Below are 17,528 nucleotides of genomic sequence, written 5' to 3'. Positions count from 1 at the left end.
GCCGGGACCCGGCGGTTTCAGGACCCCAATTCGCCCATCGCCCGCGTCAGGGCCGCGAGCACCCGGTCCGTGTCGGCCTCGGACGTCCGCCAGTTGCTGAACGCGGCCCGCAGCGCATGCGTCCCGTCCAGGACGGTCGGTGTCAGGAACGCCTCGCCGGACTCGGCGACCGCCCGGCCCAGCGCGTGCACCCGCTCCCCGGTCGCGGACCCGGCGAGGGTGAAGCAGACGACGTTCAGCCGGACCGGCGCGAGCAGGCGCAGACCCGGTACGCCCGCGATCCCCTCACCGAGCCGCCGGGCCTGGGCCACGTTCCGCTCGACGATCTCCCGATGCCCCTCGCGGCCGTACGCGGTGAGCGAGAACCAGGCCGGAAGCGCGCGCAGCCGGCGAGAGTTCTCCGGCGTGAGGTGGACGAAGTCGGGTTCGCCGGTGGGCAGTCCGAGGTACGGCGACGCGTTGTGGAAGACCCGCACCTGCAGGTCCCGGTGGCGGGTGAACTGCACGGCCGCGTCGTACGGGACGTTGAGCCACTTGTGCAGGTCGACGCAGACCGAGTCGGCGGCGTCGATGCCGTCGGTCAGGTGCGCGTACGCGGGGGACAGCGCGGCGAACCCGCCGAAGGCGGCGTCCACGTGCAGCCAGAAGCCGTACCGCTCCTTGAGTGCCGTGATCGCCCGCAGATCGTCGAAGTCGACCGTGTTCACCGTGCCCGCGTTGGCCACCACCACGGCCGGGCGCCCGTCCAGCGCTTCTAGCGCCTCCGCCAGCCGCGGTACGTCGACCGCTTCCCGGCCGCCGGGCAGCACCGGCACCGGACGCAGCCGGTCGCGGCCGATGCCCAGGACGGAGAGGGCCTTGGGGATGCTGGAGTGCGGGCTGCCGGAGAGCACGTCGACGGGGCCGAGCGCGGCGGCGCCCGCCTCGGACACGCGGATCCCCGCACGCTCGCCCAGCCATTCGCGCGCCAGGGCCAGTCCGACCGTGTTCGACATGGTGGCGCCCGTCACGAAGGCGCCGCTGTGCGCCTCGCCGAGGCCGAACAGCTCCCGCAGCCAGCCCAGGGTCTCCCGTTCCAGGGCCGCCGCCGAGGAACCGTCACCCCCGGCGGCGTTCTGGTCGTAGGCGCTGGTCAGCCAGTCCCCGGTGACCGCGGCCGGAGTCGCGCCGCCGGTGACGAAGCCGAGATAGCGGGGACCCGCGGTGGCGGCGAAACCGGGCGCCCACCGCTCGGCGAACCGCGTGAGCGCGCCCTCGGCGCCGACGCCCTCGGCCGGCAGGGACCGTGCGTCCGGGGCCTTCCCGTCCTGCTGGACCACGGGCCGGGCCCCGACCCCCGACACCTCGCGGGCGGCGAAGTCACGGGCGGACCGGAGGAGTTCGGGGAGCCGGGAGAGATCGTCGGCGAGCGTGGGGTGCATGGCGGCAGCGTAGGGGGCGACCGGGCCGTAAGCAGGAGCCAATCGCGGGGAACTGGCCCCACCTCGGCGCGGCGGCCCGCCCGTGTGCCGAATGACCCGGTTCAAGATCAGGTCACCGTTTCGTTCCAGTCGCCCCATTACCACAACCGATCTCCCCCAGGGTGTGTCTAGCTGGCAGAGATCGACCGGATCCAAGAAGAACCGAAGCGGAAAGGCCTGGCCATGGGGGACACGCGCAGACGGGCAGCCGTCGCACTGGGGATCACCGGGATGGTGGTGCCGCTGACCGTCGCACTGGGGGCGGCGCCCGCGCAGGCGGCGAGCTGCACCACGTCGAGCGGGCCGTACCAGAAGAAGGTGGAGAAGTTCCTCGGCCGGCCTGTCGACGGCAAGCAGTCCACCGCCGACTGCAAGGCGATCAAGGCTTTCCAGACCAAGCACGGCATCACCCCGAACATCGGCTACGCCGGCTCCATCACCTGGGGCGTGATGGGCCTGATGACCAAGCAGAAGGCCGTCGGGAGTAACCCGAACAAAGACGGCAAATGCCCGGTCAACAAGGGCCGTATCGCCTGCGTGAACCTGACGCTCCAGCTCAGCTGGATCCAGGACGGCAAGACCCTTGTGTACGGACCGGTGCCGGTGCGCACGGGCCGCAACGGGTATGAGACCCGCACCGGCCTCAAGAAGATCTACTGGCGCAACATCGACCACGTCTCGACCATCTACGACGTGCCGATGCCCTACAGCCAGTTCTTCGACGGCGGCCAGGCCTTCCACTCCGTGGGCGTGAGCATGTGGAACCCGCCCGGCTCGCACGGCTGCGTCAACATGACCAAGACGGACGCCAAGAAGTACTGGTCGCTGCTGAAGAAGAACGACGACGTCTACGTGTACGGCCGCAAGCCGGGCACCTGAGCGGTGACTGCGTGAACGCCCGCGTCCCGCCCCACCGGTGAAGGCGGGACGGGACGCGGACTCCCCCCGTGCGGAAATGGTCGGAGCGCCGGTACGTCGGAGCACCGGCACGTCAGAACGTCAGAGCAGGACGTTCACGGTGCCGACGTTCACGTAGCCGCCCAGCGGTGCGGGCGACCCGGCGGGGTTGCGGTAGGCCAGGGAGGCGATGAGCGAGTAGGTCCGCCCGGGCTGCAGCGACGACAGGACGATCTCCCGCCGGTAGTCGGGAGTGCCGTTCAGCGGAACGGGCACGGGCGCCGACGGCTCGTTGAAGTCGTGCGGGCCGCCGATCTCGTCCACGCTGACATGCAGGTTCCAGGTGCCCGCCAGCAGCGGTACGAGGAAACCGGTGAGGTTCCACTCGATCCGTACGGTGATCGGCGTGCCCTTGTTGACGACGTCGGCGGGGTTGCCGCCGGGGTCCAGGACGATGGCGCTGATGCGGCCGTCGAGTGCCGTGGTCGGGACGGGAAGGGACTGGAAGGTTCCAGAGGCCATGCGATGACTCCTTGTCGGGAACTGCCCGGTTGTGGACATCTCCAACGGTGCGGCGCCCGGCCCGTTCGGAGCAGAGGCAGGCGTCCTGTCCGGGGCGGGACGACGTCCCGGCAGCCGTGGGACGAGCCGGGGCGGGGCCCGGGCACGTCCTCAGGCCGCGTCCGGCAGCGGGAGGCGTACGCGCACTTCGGTGCCGCTGCCCCGCACGGTCCGGACCGTGCGGACCGAGAGGGTCCCGCCCGCGGCCTCGGCGCGGTGCCGTATGGACGTCAGCCCCACTCCGGCCGGCGCGCGGGCGATACCGCGTCCGTCGTCGGCGATCGTGACCAGCAGTGCGCGGCGCCCGCCGGCCAGGGTGACCCGCGCGTGCCGGGCACCGGCGTGCCGCACGACGTTGGTCATCGCCTCCGTGACGATCCGGTACACCGCGCTCTCCACGGCCGAGGGCAGCGCGGGCAGCGCGGACGCCACGATCTCGACGGCCGTCGGCGGCGGGACGAAGCGGGCGTGGTCGCGCAACGCCTCGACGAGTCCGAGCGAGGCGACCGCGGCGGGAGGCAGCGCGTCGACCAGACGGCGTACCTCGACGACGGCGTTGGACACCTCGGCGCGGATCCGGTGCACCAGAGCGCGCTCGATGTCCAGACCGGGCCCGACGCCCACACCGGGCCCTACGCCTACACCGGGCCCTACGCCCACACCGGGCTCGACGTCCGGACCGTCTTCGGTGTCCGGACTGTCTTCTGCGTCCGGTCCGCGCCCGTCCAGCCGGTCCGACAGGGCCCCGGCGCACAGTGCTATGCCCGACAGGAGCGGGCCGAGCCCGTCATGGAGGTCGTGCCGGATCCGGGTCCGCTCCACGGCGACGGCCTGTTGGACGTGCGCGTCGGACGGGCCGCGGCGCAGCAGGGCGGGAACCGCGGCGGTGAGCGCCGCACACAGCGACCCGAGGCCGTAAAGGGCGAGAACGGCGTCGGCCCGGGCCGAGAAGAAGCCGAGGGCGGCGAACTGCGGGGCCAGGCAGACCGGCACGGCCATGACGGCGCGCGTCCTGCTCTTCACGCGTCGGTCCCCCGCACCGGGTGCCCGGCCGTCCGCGGGTGCGCGGCCAGCACCTGGCGCAGCGCCCAGCGCATCCGGGGCACGGCGGTCTCCGGGCGCTCGCCGTAGGCGCACGCGAGTGCGCCCGCGCAGCCGCGGCTGCCGCCGTTGCGCCGGATCGAACGCCGGATCGCGTCGGTGAGTTCGCTCCGGGTCGGCTCGGATCCGGTGACCAGGTCGCTGCTGAACAGCGCCTCGGCCCGGGCCGCGGTCAGTAGGTCGGTCATGGGTGCCCCCGCGTTCGTGGATGTCTGAAGCCGCTGTGGAAGCCGACGCGATGTCCGTGCCGACGGCGGCGCCGATGTCAGCGCCGCGTCGATCTCCGTGCCGATCTCTGTCTCGGTCCCCGGCTCGGTCTCGGTCTCGGTGTCCGTGTCGTGGGGGCCGAGGGGGAGGGGTTCGTCACCTCCCGCCCGGCCCCGGACACCAGGCTGCGGGCCGGGGTTGCAGCCCCCGCTGCAGGAGCCGCTGCAGTCCGGGCAGCGGCTTTCGCGCCGGTTTGGCGCTAGCGTGGACGGCAGGTGCCGCTTGAGGTGGGAGCCCGCGATGACTGGGCCTGAGCCGTTCACCGGCCTGCGTTTCCAACTGCTCGGACCGCTGCGGGCGTGGCGGGGCTCGACCGAGCTGGACCTGGGACAGATGCAGCAGCGTGTGGTGCTCGCGGTGCTGCTCCTGCATGCCGACGCCCCGATCGGCCGGGACCAGCTCGTCGACGCCGTGTGGGGATGGGCCGTGCCGGCGCGCGCGGCCAACCTGCTGCAACGGCACGTCTCCGGCCTGCGTCGCGTACTGGAACCCGAGCGTCCGCCCCGGGCGCCGTCGGGGCTGCTCGCGTGGACCGAGGCCGGTTATCTGCTGACTCCCGGACCGGCGCGGCTGGACGTGCGCACCTTCGACGACCTCATCGGACGGGCGCACTCGGCCCGCGCCCGGGGTGACCGGGTCGGGACCGCCGAGGCTCTGCACGCGGCTCTCGACCTGTGGCAGGGACGGCTCTGCGAGGGCATGACCGGACCGCTGGTCGACGCCGAGCGCGACCGGCTGGCGGAGCGGCGCCTGAGCGTCCTGGAGGAACGCATGGAGGTCGACCTGTCCCTCGGCGACGACTTCGACCTCGTGGGCGAGATACACCGGCTCACCGTCGAACACCCGCTGCGGGAGGGCTTCCACGGACTGCTGATGCTGGCCCTGCACCGTGCCGGGCGGCAGGCGGAGGCGCTGGCCGCCTTCCACCGCGCCCGCCGCCTGCTGCGCGACGAACTCGGCATCGAGCCGGGACAGCGGTTGCGCCGCCTGCACGTGAGGATCCTGGCCGACGATCCGGGGCTCGACACGGCCGGGGGCGGCCGGGGCCCGACCGTCGTACCGGCCCCGCAGACGCCCCGTCCCACAGCGGGCACCGGTCTGCCCACGACCGTCGTACCCGCTCAACTCCCGCATCCCGTGACCGGTTTCGTCGGCCGGGAGGAGGCGATCGCGAGGCTCGACTCGTTCCTGTCGAGTGCGAGTGCGAGTGCGAGTGCGACTGCCGCGACTGCCAGTGCCAGTGCCAGTGCCAGTGCCGGTGCGGGCGCGGGGCCGGGTGGTGACGGCGGGACCGTCGTCATCACGGCGATCGACGGCACGGCGGGGGTCGGCAAGACCACCCTGGCCGTGCACTGGTCCCACCGGGTCCGCGACCGGTTCCCCGACGGCCAGCTCTACGTCAACCTGCGCGGCTTCGACCCGAGCGGCAGCGCCATGCACCCGGCCGAGGCGATCCGCGGATTCCTGGACGCGCTCGGTGTGCCGGCCCAGCGCATCCCCGTCGAGCTGGACGGACAGAGCGCCCTCTACCGGAGTCTGCTGGCCGACCGGCGCATGCTGGTCGTCCTGGACAACGCGCAGGACGCCGACCAGGTACGCCCGCTGCTGCCCGGCTCACCGGACTGCTTCAGTGTCGTCACCAGCCGCAATCTGCTCACCGGGCTGATGATCACGCACGGGGCGCAGCCGCTCGGTCTCGGTCTGATGTCCCACGCGGAGTCCGAGGGCGTACTGGGCCGCCGGATCGGCACGGACCGTCTCGCCGCCGACCCCGACGCCGTGCGCAACATCATCGACTCCTGCGCGCGTCTTCCGCTCGCACTGGCCATCGTGGGAGCCCACGCCGCCACACGTCGGCAGCAGCCGCTCGAAGCCCTGGCGAAGGAACTGCACGCCGCGGGCAGCGCGCTGGACCTGCTCGACGGCGGCGACTCCGCCACCAACGTCCGGAAGGTCTTCTCCTGGTCCTACCAGCGGCTGTCCGAACCGGCCGCCCGGCTGTTCCGGCTGCTCGGGCTGCACCCCGGCCCCGACATCAGCACAGCCGCCGCGTCGAGCCTGGCGGGGCTGCCCCTCGACCGCGCCCGGACACTGCTGACCGAACTGACGGGCAGTCACCTGCTGGCCTCTCCCTCGGGGGACCGCTACGAACTGCACGACCTGCTACGTGCCTACGCCGCCGAACTCGCCCTCACGCGGGACCTGCCCGCCGACCGGCCGGCCGCGCTGCACCGCATGCTCGACCACTATCTGCACAGTGCCTACCGGGCCAGCCTGTACGTGAGTCCGCACCGGGACGACCCCATCACTCTGAGCCCGCCCGCACCACCGGTCACCGGTGAGCACTTCAAGGATCACGACGAGGCACTGTCGTGGTTCCTGCGGGAACACGCCGTGCTGCTGGCGATGCAACAGGAAGCCGGGCGCGGCCGGTTCGACACCCATGTCTGGCAGTTGGCGTGGGCGCTGCAGCCCTACTTCGACCGGGGCGGACACTGGCACGACTCCGCCGCCGCACACGAACGCGCCCTTGAGGCCGCACGCCGCGAGGGGAGCGCTCGCGGCAAGGCCGTCAGCCATGGCTGCCTGGCCTATGCGTACATGCGGCTCAGCCGGTATGAGGAGGTCGCCACCCACATGCGGCAGGCACTCGGCCTGTACGAGGCGCTCGGGGACGTCCTCGGTCAGGCGCACGTGCACCGGACGCTTTCCTGGCTCAAGGACGAGAAAGGGCAGTACGAAGAAGGGCTCGACCACGCCCGTAAGGCGCTGGGGTCCTTCGAGGCGGCCGGCCATCGCACCGGCCGCGCGCGGGCGCTGAACGCCGTGGGCTGGTTCTGCTCCCGGCTCGGCCGGCACGAGGAGGCGCTCGGCCACTGCGGGCTGGCGCTCCGGCTGATGGAGGAGGCGGGGGACCGGTTCGACCAGGCCGACACCCTGGACAGCCTCGGTCACATCCACCTCGACCTCCGGCAGTACGAGCAGGCCGCCGGGAGTTATGAACGGGCGCTCACCATCTACCGGGAGATCGGCGACCTGTACAACGAGGCCGACACCCTCTCGTCCCTCGGCGACGTGCTCCTGGCCATGGGCGACCGCGGTGCGGCGGGGGCGGCATGGGGGCGGGCGGCGACGCTGCTGGAGGAACTGGGCCACCGGCAGGCGGCCCATGTACGGGCCCGGCTCGCTGGTGAAGTGGAGGGCGGGGTGCCGGAAGAAAAGGGCCCTTGACGTACGGATGGCCTGGCGCCAGACTCCCCGGCATTCAGTGCTGCCCACGAAAGTTCAGAAGGGGGCGCCGTGAAAGAGAAATTTGTGGACTGGGCGGACATCGAACGTCTTGCGAACACTTTGGTGAAGATGAGGAACAGCTTCTCCGAGGACGACAGAAGGTTATTGCAATTAGTGTTCGAAGCTGCCGGTGATCAGCTCACCGGCAGGAGGGAGGCACAGTACTTGGGAACCCGCTTCAGGAAGGGTTCCGACTCCCGCAGGTCTCAGGAAGCGGTCAAGGTCAACCTGCTTTACGTGGCGCAGGACGACGGATCTGCGAACGGGCCGAACGGGCCACGGGGACGCGGATGGCCATGAGGTAGGGAACTTCGTGATGTCTGATGCGAGCGCTCCGCGGCGCGCGGAGTGGCCGGTCGTTCTGGTGTGCATGCCCTTCATGGACGACCGCCGACCCTCTCTCCAAGCCGGGTTGCTGAGCGCCCTTGCGACAGCACATGGGTTCCCCGCAACCACTCTCCACGCGAACCTGGACTTCGCCGCCGGTCTCGGCGTGGACATGTACCGCGCTCTGGCCGACGACTGCGGTCGCCTGGTCGGGGACTGGCTGTTCTCCCTTGAGGCGTTCGGGTCCGCCGCGCCCGACCCGCACAGTGAGTTCCTCGACCTGTACGCCGAGGGCCTTGCGCCCGCCCTCGGTAGCCCTGTCCCTCAAGTGTGCGACCGACTCCTTCGCATCAGGCGCGACGACGTGCCTGCCTACCTCGACGCCCTTGTCGAGGCGTACCCGTGGGACCGGTTCCGTGTAGCCGGTTTCACTTCGACCTTCCAGCAGAACGCGGCATCCATGGCACTGGCCCGACGGCTCAAGCGACGGTACCCGGACCTGTTCACCCTCTTCGGGGGCGCCAATTTCGACGCTCCCATGGGCCCGGAGTGGGTACGCACGGTCGAGAGCATCGACGCGGCGGTCATCGGAGAAGCGGACGTTGCCTTTCCCATGCTGCTGTCTGCGCTGGCCGACGGCAGCCACCTCGACGCGGTCCCCGGGCTGGCACGCAGAAAGGCGGGGAACGTGGTGACGGGACCTCCGGCGCAGCCTGTTCGGAGTCTCGACGACCTTCCGATGCCGGACTACGACGAGTACTTCCAACGAGCCGAGAATCTTCGGTTACAGCCGCGCTCAGTGTCCCGGGCGGTCGATATTCCTCTGGAGACCGCCCGCGGCTGCTGGTGGGGGATGAGACATCACTGCACCTTCTGCGGCCTCAACGGGGAGGCCATGCACTTCCGCTCCAAATCGGCCGGGCGGGTTCTCGAGGAATTCGCCCACCAGGCCCGCAGATACGGGAGTTTTCGATTCGAGGCGGTCGACAACATCCTCGACACCCATTACTTCCGGACGTTGTTTCCCGCTCTGGTCGAAAGTGGCGCACACTATGAGATCTTCTACGAGGTGAAGGCCAATCTGTCCCGGGCCCAGATCAAACTGCTCGCCGACGCCGGCGTTTCACAGATCCAACCCGGAATCGAGTCATTGAATTCGCACGTGCTGAGTCTCATGCGCAAGGGTGTGACGGCGGCACAGAATGTGAACCTCCTGCGCTGGGCGCGCCATTACGGTATGGATGTGCGGTGGAACCTCCTGTGGGGATTTCCGGGCGAAAGCCCGAAGGACTCTTCCGAGCAGGCCGCCGCGATACGGGACCTCTGGCATCTGACGCCGCCGGGGGACATGGGCCGTCTCATCATGGAGCGGTTCAGCCCGCTGTTCTCCGACCAGGACAAGATCCTGCGCGACCTGCACCCCGCACCCGGCTACGCACGGGTGTATCCAGCGGACATCGATCTCGATCTCGTGGCGTACTTCTTCCGCTGCGAGATCGAGGGAGCTCTTCCCGACGCCGACTACCGGCCCCTGCGTGAGGCGGTCGCCGACTGGCGGGGTGCGTGGCAGGGCGACGTCGAGCCGCCTGTTCTGGAGTACCGGCAGGCGCCGCACTACGTCCAGATCCACGACGGCAGAAGGAAGGAGGACGAGGGCACCTACGTCCTTGAAGGCCCGACGGCAGATCTGTATCTCGCCTGCTGTGACCGCCCTGTGACGGCGACCGCTGTGCATGAGCGTCTCGGACTGCGCGGACCTGTGGAACGGGTGCAGCAAGCACTTGACGAATTCGCGCAGGCCGGGCTCGTCTTCAGGGACGGCCCCAGGAACGTGGCTCTGGCCGTCCCGGTTACCCGGCCCTGACTCATCGGGGGTACACGCTTATGGCCTACAGCATCGAACACCGATTGCCCAGCAAGATATACGCACACGCATCGCCCAAATCGCGAGGCGGTGTGTCCCTCTTCGCTGCCGGCACGATCACGTCGGACAACGCGGACCAGTTCGTCTCGGATGCCGACGTTGTTCGGCTTGCCCGGCGGGAACTCGCCGAGCACGGCTTCACCATCCTCGACACCCGAGACGGCACACCCGACGACAGCAGCACGGTGAGCATCAACATCGCAGCTCCGCCGTACGTCTACGAGGAATACTTCGACACGATCCTCGTCACGGAGGAGCGGGAGGTTATCCAGCCGGGCGCGGTCAACCTACGCAGGACCCGCACGTACATCGACACGGCCAGGCCCGACCTGCCCGGTTTCATCTCGACCGGCAGGCTGCCTGCAGCAAACTTTCTGGAAGGCGTGGCCCTGGAACAACCGGCCACTACGCTGCGCGGCGCCAGCCGGATGCCGACTCCCGGGTACTTCCATCTCACCACTGGCCAGGTCGCCGATTATCTGGGCGCAAGCGCGGCGCACGACCGCGGTTGCAAGGGCGCCGGCGTCCGGCTGACGATGGTGGACACAGGGTGGGAAGATCATCCCCACTTCTTCGAACGGGGATTGTGCGGGACCGTCCGTCTGGGACCGGGCACCACCGACGTGGAGGTCGACGAGGACGGACACGGCACCAGTGAGTCGGCCAACGCCTTCGCGGTGGCACCCGGCATCGACTTCACCATGGTCAAGGCACTCACGACCAACCTGCTGGGAGCGTTCATCGAGGCGGCTCGGCAGGATCCGCCGCCGCAGATCATCAGCATGAGTCTCCAGTACGACCGCAAGACGGAGCTGGCGGCCCTTGACCCGGTTCTGGCGGCGGCGGTATCGCTCGCGGTCAAGAAGAACATCGTCGTGGTGTGTGCCGCCGGCAACGGTCATTTCGCGTTCCCGGCCCAGCATCCCGAGGCCATTGCCGTCGGTGGGGTCTACCGGACCGAGGACAGCCAACTAGTGGCATCGAACTATGCGAGTGCGTTCACCAGCGCCTTCTACGATCGCAAGGTTCCGGACGTATGCGGCCTGGTAGGGCAGCGCCCGGACGCGACGTACATCCTGCTGCCCACGCCCCGCGGCTCCACGATCGACCAGGATCAGTCGAGGAGGGCCGCGGACGGCACGACGCCCGGGGATGGATGGGCGCTTCTGAGCGGCACGTCGGCCGCGGCGCCGCAGGTGGCAGGAGCCTGCGCGCTCTTGCTGGAGAACGACCCCTCTCTGACACCGCACAGGGTCAAGAAGCTGCTTATGGAGACTGCCCGCCCGGTCTACGAGGGGTGGAGCAATGAGGACACCGGTGGTCTGTCCGCCAGTGACGGTGCGACAGGAGCGGGACTCGTGAATGTCGACGGCGCATTGGCCCTGTTGAGGGGCCTGCTGGCGCTCGCATGACCCGGAACGCCTCAGTCCCTCCCCGCCGCCACAGCCCCGGCCCCGGCCCCGGCCCCGGCCCGCGGAGCCTGCGCGACACGGCGCAAGTGCAGTTTGAGCGCCTGCACATGGTCGAAGAGTTCCTGGGTGCGCCCGGCGTACCGGCGGCCGGCGTCGCAGACGAGTACGGCCAGCGCGCCGAGCAGGACGGGCAGATAGACGTTCTCCGGCAGCGGCTCGCTGTTCCTGTGGCTCACCATCACCGCGTTGGTGAGCAGCAGCGCCCCGGTGTACAGGGCGCTCGTGAGACACAGGGCCCTCCCCGCGCGGTCATGGAGACGGTGCGCCATGGCGACGGCGACGGCGAACACCCCGGGGACCAGGACCGGAAGGCCGCGCAGGGCGACCGAACGGTAGACCTCCGCCTGGTCACTGGGATGCTTGCCGCTCCAGTAACCCAGACTGCCCAGGCCCACCCAGGTGGCCACCAGGTCGAGGAGGCAGAGCGCGGCGGTACCGAGGGCCACGGTCAGGACGACCGTTTTGCGGCTCGGCTCTATCCGCGGGCGCGGACCGATGATCCGGGGGCGGTCGGCGGGCGGCCCGGCGGCCCGGCGGCAGTCGTCGTTGGTGGAGCGCTGCAGCACGGGCAGACCGGCCAGGATCAGCCCGGCCGCGCAGGCGGCGAGCTGGGCGATCTGCTCGGCGTCCTTCGTGTGCAGCACCAAGGTGAGGGCGGCGGCCACCAGGGGAGGAAGGGACTGCAGGGCGGCTGTCGTCCGGGGAGTAGCGGCGAAGAGAGGTGGGAAGTTCGGCAAGGCGCTCCCTCGATTCCGGTGCCGGACTCGGCACGAGTGCTCGACAGCGTGGCCGTCCACCGCGTCGCCGTCCTGATGCACAGGTCCCGTCGGTGCCGGGAGGACAGTCCGCCGCGAACGGGACACGCCCTCGGGACGCCGGGGCACGAGCCAGGATCAGGGAGGGGCGATGAGTACCGGAGCTGATGTCGGCCCCGTCGGCGGTACGGGCGGCGGCACCGTCCGCGTCGTCATCGCCGACGACCACCCCATGTACCGCTACGGCCTCGCCGCCGTGCTCGCCGCCGACGGGAGTGCGGACGTCGTGGCCGAGGCCGGCGACGGCGACGGTCTGCTGGCGGCCGTCGAGCGCACCGCGCCCGACGTCGTGGTGACCGACCTGGCCATGCCGGGCCTCGACGGCACCGCGGCCACGCGTGCCCTGCTGGCCCGCCACCCCGCCCTCGGTGTACTGGTACTGACCATGCACGAGGACGACGAGGCCCTGTTCGGGGCGCTGCGCGCCGGAGCCAGGGGATACCTCCTCAAGGACGCCGACAGCGCGGACATCGTCCGGGCCGTTCTCACCGTCGCCGCCGGGGACGCGGTCTACGGCAGGGCGGTGGCCCACCGCATCATCGCCTTCTTCACCGGCACCCACCGCGCGTACGCCGCCCAGGTCTTCCCCGAACTGACCGAGCGGGAACGGGAGGTGCTGGACCTGGTCGCTCTCGGGCACGGCAACCACCAGATCGCCGGGCGGCTGGTCCTGTCGGAGAAGACGGTCCGCAACCACGTCTCCGCCATCCTGTTCAAGCTCCAGGTCTCCGACCGCGCCGCGGCCGTCGCCCGCGCCCGTGACGCCGGAATGGGCCGGTCACCGTCCGGGTGAGTCCCCGGTGGGACCGGCCCCCGCCGCGTCGGGCGGCGACCGCTCACGCCTCCGGCGCGTCCCCGAAGTCCGGGATCTCCAGCCGTGCCCCGCCCTGCCGCGCCGACTCGTGCGCCACGATCCCCGGCAGGGTGTAGCGCGCGGCCACCCACGCGTTCACCGACGGCAGGGTCCGGGTGTTGACGGCGGTCACGAAGTCGTCCACGAGGAAGTGGTGGCTGCCCTCGTGGCCGTTGTGCAGGTGGTCGAACTCCCTCGGCAGCCGCGCCCGGTCGTGGACCGGGGCGGACCCGGAGGTGAAGGCCGCCCGCAGTTCCGGCGCGATGTGCCGCAACGAGGGGTCGTCGGGGGACATGGTGGGCTTGGGTTCCAGGAGTTCGCTGATGTCCTTGACTCCCTTCTTGTCCTGCCAGAAGGCCACCGTGGCGAGCTGCTCCATGCTGGCGTCCGTCCCGAAGAACCGGAAACGCGACTCCCGGATGTGCGAGGGGTAGCCCACCCGCCGGAACTCGTTGGTACGGAACGAGCCGCCGCCCGCGACCTCGAACAGCGCGGTGGCGTTCGAGAGGTCGTTGCCGAACTGGCTGATCTCCTCGTCGAAGACCCCGTCCCCGCGGTCGTCCCTGACGCCGATCGCGGACACACTCACGGCGTGCGTCCGCCATGCCCCGAGGACCCCGCCCACCGAGTGCGTGGGGTAGAGCAGCGGCGGATAGCTGGCGGTCGCCTTCCAGTTCTCGCCGCCGCTGTACTGGTACGCCTCGTAGAACCCGAGGTCCATGTCGTGCACGTAGTCGCCCTCGGCGTAGAAGAGCCGGCCGAAGGCGCCGTCCGCGATCTGGTTGCGGGCATGGACGGTCGCCGGGTTGTACTGGCTGGTCTCACCCATCATGTACGTGAGCCCGGTGGCCCGTACCGTGTCGATGATCGAGGCGATCTCCTCGTAGGTGATCGCCATCGGCACCGCGGAGTAGACGTGCTTGCCGGCGTTCAGGCCCTGGATCACCAGCGGGCCGTGGGTCCAGCGCTGGGTGAAGACCGCGACGGCGTCGACCGCCTCCGACTCCAGCATCGCCTGGTACGAGGGGAAGGTGCCCGCCAGCCCTTCGGCGGCGGCCACTTGCTCGGCGCGCTCCGGCAGCAGGTCGGTGACGTACACGTCGCCGACCCCCGGGTGGGCAAGGAACAGCTTCGCGAACTGGCCGGAGAACTGGCCGGCGCCGACGATGCCGAGGGAGAACGTCATGAAGTGTGAGCCTTTCACTGTCCGGGCCTCTGTCCGGGTCACTGGCCGAGGATGAAGTTGATCTGGTCGTTGGTCTTCGTCAGGCCCTTCACCGGGGCGTTGTTGGCGTAGACGTCCTGCATCGCGGGGCGCATCAGGGCGTACACGTCCGCCGCGTAGTCGGTGACCGGGAAGGAGAAGGTGGTGAAGTCCTTCTTGCCCTCGACCGGCCCGGTGAAGGCGGACACGTCGATGTCCTTCTTCTTGTACGCGGCCACGGCCGCCGCGGTGCCGTCCGGCGTCGCGGGGAAGACGATCCCGTAGCCGCCGACGGTCTTCTGGCACTCGTCGGAGGCCAGGTACCGCACCCACTTCTTCGCGCCCGCCTTGTTGCGGGCGTTCTTGGTGATGGAGTCGGCCAGGCCGTTCATCATGGTGGCCCGTTTGCCGGTCGGACCGGCCGGGGTGACGGCGGTGCCGACGTCGAGGCCCTTGGTGCCGTAGTACGTGGAGATCATCCACGCCCCGTCGAGGGCGGTCGCCGCCCGGCCGGAGGCGACCTGGGCGTTGGCCGGGTTGGCGCCGTCGGTGTAGTCGGTGAACGGGGCGAGGTAGCCCTTCTTCGCGAGGCCGAAGTACCAGTCGATCACCGACTGGAAGGTCTTGTCGTCGTACCGGTAGGCGCTGCCCCAGCGTGCTTTGTCCGTGTACTTCCAGCCCGCCGAGGCGGCGAACGGGCTCCAGGTGGTCTGCCCGTCGCTGTCGCCGGCGCCGCCGGTGGCGAGCCCGTACACCTTGACGTTGTTCCTGTCGAAGCCCTTCTCGTCGCCGCGCTTGCCGTTCCTGTCGACGGTCAGGTGCGCGAGGGCCTTCTCGAAGGAGCCGCCGTCCTCGGGGTTCCAGGAGAGGCCGTCGATCTCCCCGGCGGTCAGCCCGGCCTCCTCGGTCATCTTCCTGTTGTAGAAGAGGGCGACGGTGTCCCAGTCCTTCGGGGCGCCGTAGCGGTGGCCGTCCTGGCCGGTCCAGTTGGCGGCGAGGCCCGGCTGATAGGCGGATTCGTCGATGCCCAGGTCGTCCAGTGGTTCGAGCACGTTCAGATCGGCGAACTGCCCGAACTTCTGGATGTGGTCGGTGAACACATCGGGCTCGGTACCCGCGATGAAGCTCGCGGTGAGCTTGGTCCAGTAGTCCGCCCAGCCCATTTGCGTGATCTTCACCTTCAGACCCGGGTGCTCCTTCTGGAAGTCCTTGGCGCAGGCCTGGTAGGCGGGCAGCTGGTTGGAGTCCCAGAGCCAGTACGTCACCGTGTCCGCGCCCGCTCCGGCGGCCCCGCCCTGCGCGCAGCCCGTCACCAGGGACAGCGCCAGCGCCCCGGTCAGCGCCACGGCCGTACGCGTACGAATTCGCATGCCCGTCCCCTTACTTGATGCCGGTGAAGCTGATGGTGCTGACGATGCGGCGCGCGAAGAAGCCGAAGAGCACGAGCATCGGGAGAGCGGCGATGAGCGTCGCCGCCATCAGGCCGGACCAGTCGTAACCGGTCTGCGGTGTCTGCGCCCGGAAGATGGCCAGGGCCACGGTGAGCACGCGTGAGCTGTCGCTGTAGGAGACCATCAGCGGCCAGAAGTAGTCGTTCCAGGAGGTGATGTAGGTCAGCACGCCCAGGGTCAGGACGGGAGAGGACGCCATCGGCAGCATGACGCGGAAGAAGATCCGGATCTTCCCTGCCCCGTCGAGCAGCGCGGCCTCCTCGACCTCCCGGGGCACGTTCATGAAGAACTGGCGCAGGAAGAACACCGCGAACGGGGTCATGAACATCGTCGGCAGTGAGATGCCCAACAGGCTGTCGAGCAGGCCGAGTTGCTTGATGAGGACGAAGTTCGGCAGCAGTGTGAAGATGGTGGGCACCATCAGCCCGGCCAGGAACAGCCCGAACACCGTGTCCCGCCCGCGCCACCGCAGCCGGGCGAAGGCGTACGCGGCCATGGCGGAGAAGAGGATCTGGCAGACGGTGATCAGGGTGGACACGATCACCGAGTTGAGCAGATAGCGCCAGAACTTCAGTCCGCCGCCCGAACCACCCTGCGCGATCGCCTCCTCGGTGGACTGCAGGCCCAGCGCCCGCTCGAAGCCCCCGGTCGTCGGGTCCACGGGCAGCACGTCACCGGGGTGGGCCGCGAGCGCCGTGTTCGAGGACAGCGCGGTGCGCAGGATCCAGTAGAACGGCAGCAGGGTGATGAGGACCATCGCGGCCGTCACCGTCCAGGCCAGCACCTTTCCGGGGGAGGGCCTTCGGCGCTCCGGCCGTACCTTCGTCGTCGTCGCCGTCACGGCGCTCATGTCGGTCGCTCCCTTCGTTCAGCCGAGGTCGGTCCGGCCGGCCCGGGTGAGCCGGTACTGGAGGATGGTGATCGCGCTGAGCACGACCAGGAGCGCCACGGACATCGCCGAGGCGTAGCCGAACTGGAAGCGGCCGAACGCCGAGCCGTAGATGTAGAACTGGAGCACGTTGGTGGCGTTCGCGGGGCCGCCGTTGGTCGTCACCGCCACCGTGTCGAAGACCTGGAACGAGCCGATCACAGTCATGATCAGCACCACCGCCAGCACCGGCCGCAGCAGCGGCATGGTGATGCGCCAGAACATCCGCCACTCGCTCGCGCCGTCGACCTTCGCGGCCTCGTACATGTCGTTCGGGATGGCCTGCAGTCCGGCGAAGAGCAGCAGCGCGGTGTAGCCGACGTGCCGCCACACGTTGATCAGCGCGATGGTCGGGATCGCCCAGGTCTCGTCCGCCAGGAACGGGATGCGGTCGAAGCCGAGGCCCGCGATGATCTCGTTGCCGATGCCCAACTGGGTGTCGAGCATCCACAGCCAGACGATGCCCGCGACGACGTTCGACATCAGATACGGGGTGAGCACGACCCCTCGCAGCACCGCGGACTGGGTGAGGCGCTGCAGGAGGACGGCGATGGCCAGCGCGGAGACCGTCTGGACGCCGATGTTGATGAACACGTACTCGACGGTGACCTTCAGCGAGTCCCAGAAGATGGGGTCCTTCACCATGCGCCGGTAGTTGTCGAGGCCGACCCACTCGGCCGGGGTCAGCAGGTTGAAGCGGGTGAAGCTCAGATAGATGCCGCGCAGGGTCGGCCAGAACAGGAAGACCAGGAAACCCAGCAGGGCCGGCCCGATGAACAGGGCCGCGAGAGCGCCGTCACCGCTGCCGCCACCGTCACGTTCTCGCTTCCCGACGCTCCTGCGCTTCGGAGCCGTCTCCTCGACGTCGCGCGGTGGCAGGTGTGACGGTGGGCTGCTTGAGGCGACGGTCATCGGGAGACTCCCTCGTCTGCGGCTCGTCCTCGGGCCTCACTTACTTTTGGCCCGAAAGAATCCTG

At 69.7% G+C, this 17,528-nt stretch carries 15 protein-coding genes; 6 read left to right on the top strand and 9 right to left on the bottom strand.

The window, feature by feature from the left end; all coding sequences use genetic code 11:
- Positions 1-17: 17 nt before the first annotated feature.
- A complete protein-coding gene (locus tag K3769_RS20735) occupies positions 18-1,421 on the bottom strand; it encodes a pyridoxal phosphate-dependent decarboxylase family protein (protein ID WP_267027894.1) in 1,404 nt (467 codons plus the stop codon).
- 222 nt (positions 1,422-1,643) lie between these two features.
- On the opposite strand from K3769_RS20735, the gene K3769_RS20730 reads away from it, so the two are divergent.
- Complete coding sequence (locus K3769_RS20730; protein WP_267027893.1) at positions 1,644-2,339, top strand: L,D-transpeptidase family protein; 696 nt, start codon at positions 1,644-1,646, stop codon at positions 2,337-2,339.
- A gap of 120 nt (positions 2,340-2,459) precedes the next feature.
- Here K3769_RS20730 and K3769_RS20725 read toward each other — a convergent pair whose 3' ends face one another.
- The 3 genes from K3769_RS20725 to K3769_RS20715 form a co-directional block, all read right to left on the bottom strand.
- A complete protein-coding gene (locus K3769_RS20725) occupies positions 2,460-2,879 on the bottom strand; it encodes a hypothetical protein (RefSeq protein WP_267027892.1) in 420 nt (139 codons plus the stop codon).
- A gap of 150 nt (positions 2,880-3,029) precedes the next feature.
- Positions 3,030-3,941 (bottom strand): sensor histidine kinase, encoded by a 912-nt coding sequence (locus K3769_RS20720; RefSeq protein WP_267027891.1) that lies wholly within the window; start codon positions 3,939-3,941, stop codon positions 3,030-3,032.
- Positions 3,938-4,207, bottom strand: coding sequence for a hypothetical protein (locus K3769_RS20715; protein ID WP_267027890.1), 270 nt, complete (start codon positions 4,205-4,207; stop codon positions 3,938-3,940). The genes K3769_RS20720 and K3769_RS20715 overlap by 4 nt, the downstream gene beginning before the upstream one ends.
- 319 nt (positions 4,208-4,526) lie before the next feature.
- On the opposite strand from K3769_RS20715, the gene K3769_RS20710 reads away from it, so the two are divergent.
- From K3769_RS20710 to K3769_RS20695, 4 genes are all read left to right on the top strand, one after another.
- Positions 4,527-7,517, top strand: coding sequence for an AfsR/SARP family transcriptional regulator (locus tag K3769_RS20710; RefSeq protein WP_267027889.1), 2,991 nt, complete (start codon positions 4,527-4,529; stop codon positions 7,515-7,517).
- A 69-nt stretch (positions 7,518-7,586) separates the two neighbouring features.
- Positions 7,587-7,877: a hypothetical protein gene (locus K3769_RS20705; protein ID WP_267027888.1), complete on the top strand. Its 291-nt coding sequence runs from the start codon at positions 7,587-7,589 to the stop codon at positions 7,875-7,877.
- Positions 7,878-7,893: 16 nt separating this feature from the next.
- Complete coding sequence (locus K3769_RS20700) at positions 7,894-9,768, top strand: RiPP maturation radical SAM C-methyltransferase (protein ID WP_267027887.1); 1,875 nt, start codon at positions 7,894-7,896, stop codon at positions 9,766-9,768.
- A gap of 20 nt (positions 9,769-9,788) precedes the next feature.
- Positions 9,789-11,240 carry a S8 family serine peptidase gene (locus tag K3769_RS20695; RefSeq protein WP_267027886.1) on the top strand — a complete coding sequence of 484 codons (1,452 nt, stop codon included), beginning with the start codon at positions 9,789-9,791 and terminating at the stop codon, positions 11,238-11,240.
- A gap of 11 nt (positions 11,241-11,251) precedes the next feature.
- Here the strand turns inward: K3769_RS20695 and K3769_RS20690 are convergent, their stop codons facing one another.
- Positions 11,252-11,965 (bottom strand): hypothetical protein, encoded by a 714-nt coding sequence (locus tag K3769_RS20690; RefSeq protein ID WP_267027885.1) that lies wholly within the window; start codon positions 11,963-11,965, stop codon positions 11,252-11,254.
- Between the two features lie 241 nt (positions 11,966-12,206).
- Between K3769_RS20690 and K3769_RS20685 the strand changes: the two genes are divergently transcribed.
- Positions 12,207-12,908, top strand: coding sequence for a response regulator transcription factor (locus tag K3769_RS20685; protein WP_267027884.1), 702 nt, complete (start codon positions 12,207-12,209; stop codon positions 12,906-12,908).
- A gap of 43 nt (positions 12,909-12,951) precedes the next feature.
- Here K3769_RS20685 and K3769_RS20680 read toward each other — a convergent pair whose 3' ends face one another.
- Genes K3769_RS20680 through K3769_RS20665 form a run of 4 tightly spaced genes read right to left on the bottom strand, consistent with a single transcriptional unit; the run spans position 12,952 to position 17,463 of the window.
- On the bottom strand, positions 12,952-14,154 hold the full coding sequence (locus K3769_RS20680; protein WP_267027883.1) for a Gfo/Idh/MocA family protein: 1,203 nt from the start codon (positions 14,152-14,154) through the stop codon (positions 12,952-12,954).
- Between the two features lie 38 nt (positions 14,155-14,192).
- Positions 14,193-15,542: an ABC transporter substrate-binding protein gene (locus K3769_RS20675; protein WP_267027882.1), complete on the bottom strand. Its 1,350-nt coding sequence runs from the start codon at positions 15,540-15,542 to the stop codon at positions 14,193-14,195.
- A 10-nt stretch (positions 15,543-15,552) separates the two neighbouring features.
- Entirely contained in the window at positions 15,553-16,473 is a 921-nt protein-coding gene (locus K3769_RS20670; protein WP_267027881.1) for a carbohydrate ABC transporter permease, read from the bottom strand.
- Between the two features lie 18 nt (positions 16,474-16,491).
- A complete protein-coding gene (locus K3769_RS20665) occupies positions 16,492-17,463 on the bottom strand; it encodes a carbohydrate ABC transporter permease (RefSeq protein ID WP_267027880.1) in 972 nt (323 codons plus the stop codon).
- Between the last annotated feature and the right edge of the window lie 65 nt (positions 17,464-17,528).

This window comes from Streptomyces ortus, assembly GCF_026341275.1.
In the GTDB taxonomy this organism is placed as follows: domain Bacteria; phylum Actinomycetota; class Actinomycetes; order Streptomycetales; family Streptomycetaceae; genus Streptomyces; species Streptomyces ortus.
This window is presented reverse-complemented; position numbering and strand designations above follow the sequence as displayed.

What these genes read in the sequence shown, in the direction of transcription:
- K3769_RS20735 (WP_267027894.1), bottom strand. Translation starts at nt 1,421, where the DNA reads ATGCACCCCACGCTCGCCGACGATCTCTCCCGGCTCCCCGAACTCCTC.
- K3769_RS20730 (WP_267027893.1), top strand. Translation starts at nt 1,644, where the DNA reads ATGGGGGACACGCGCAGACGGGCAGCCGTCGCACTGGGGATCACCGGG.
- K3769_RS20725 (WP_267027892.1), bottom strand. Translation starts at nt 2,879, where the DNA reads ATGGCCTCTGGAACCTTCCAGTCCCTTCCCGTCCCGACCACGGCACTC.
- K3769_RS20715 (WP_267027890.1), bottom strand. Translation starts at nt 4,207, where the DNA reads ATGACCGACCTACTGACCGCGGCCCGGGCCGAGGCGCTGTTCAGCAGC.
- K3769_RS20710 (WP_267027889.1), top strand. Translation starts at nt 4,527, where the DNA reads ATGACTGGGCCTGAGCCGTTCACCGGCCTGCGTTTCCAACTGCTCGGA.
- K3769_RS20700 (WP_267027887.1), top strand. Translation starts at nt 7,894, where the DNA reads ATGTCTGATGCGAGCGCTCCGCGGCGCGCGGAGTGGCCGGTCGTTCTG.
- K3769_RS20695 (WP_267027886.1), top strand. Translation starts at nt 9,789, where the DNA reads ATGGCCTACAGCATCGAACACCGATTGCCCAGCAAGATATACGCACAC.
- K3769_RS20685 (WP_267027884.1), top strand. Translation starts at nt 12,207, where the DNA reads ATGAGTACCGGAGCTGATGTCGGCCCCGTCGGCGGTACGGGCGGCGGC.
- K3769_RS20680 (WP_267027883.1), bottom strand. Translation starts at nt 14,154, where the DNA reads ATGACGTTCTCCCTCGGCATCGTCGGCGCCGGCCAGTTCTCCGGCCAG.
- K3769_RS20675 (WP_267027882.1), bottom strand. Translation starts at nt 15,542, where the DNA reads ATGCGAATTCGTACGCGTACGGCCGTGGCGCTGACCGGGGCGCTGGCG.
- K3769_RS20670 (WP_267027881.1), bottom strand. Translation starts at nt 16,473, where the DNA reads ATGAGCGCCGTGACGGCGACGACGACGAAGGTACGGCCGGAGCGCCGA.
- K3769_RS20665 (WP_267027880.1), bottom strand. Translation starts at nt 17,463, where the DNA reads ATGACCGTCGCCTCAAGCAGCCCACCGTCACACCTGCCACCGCGCGAC.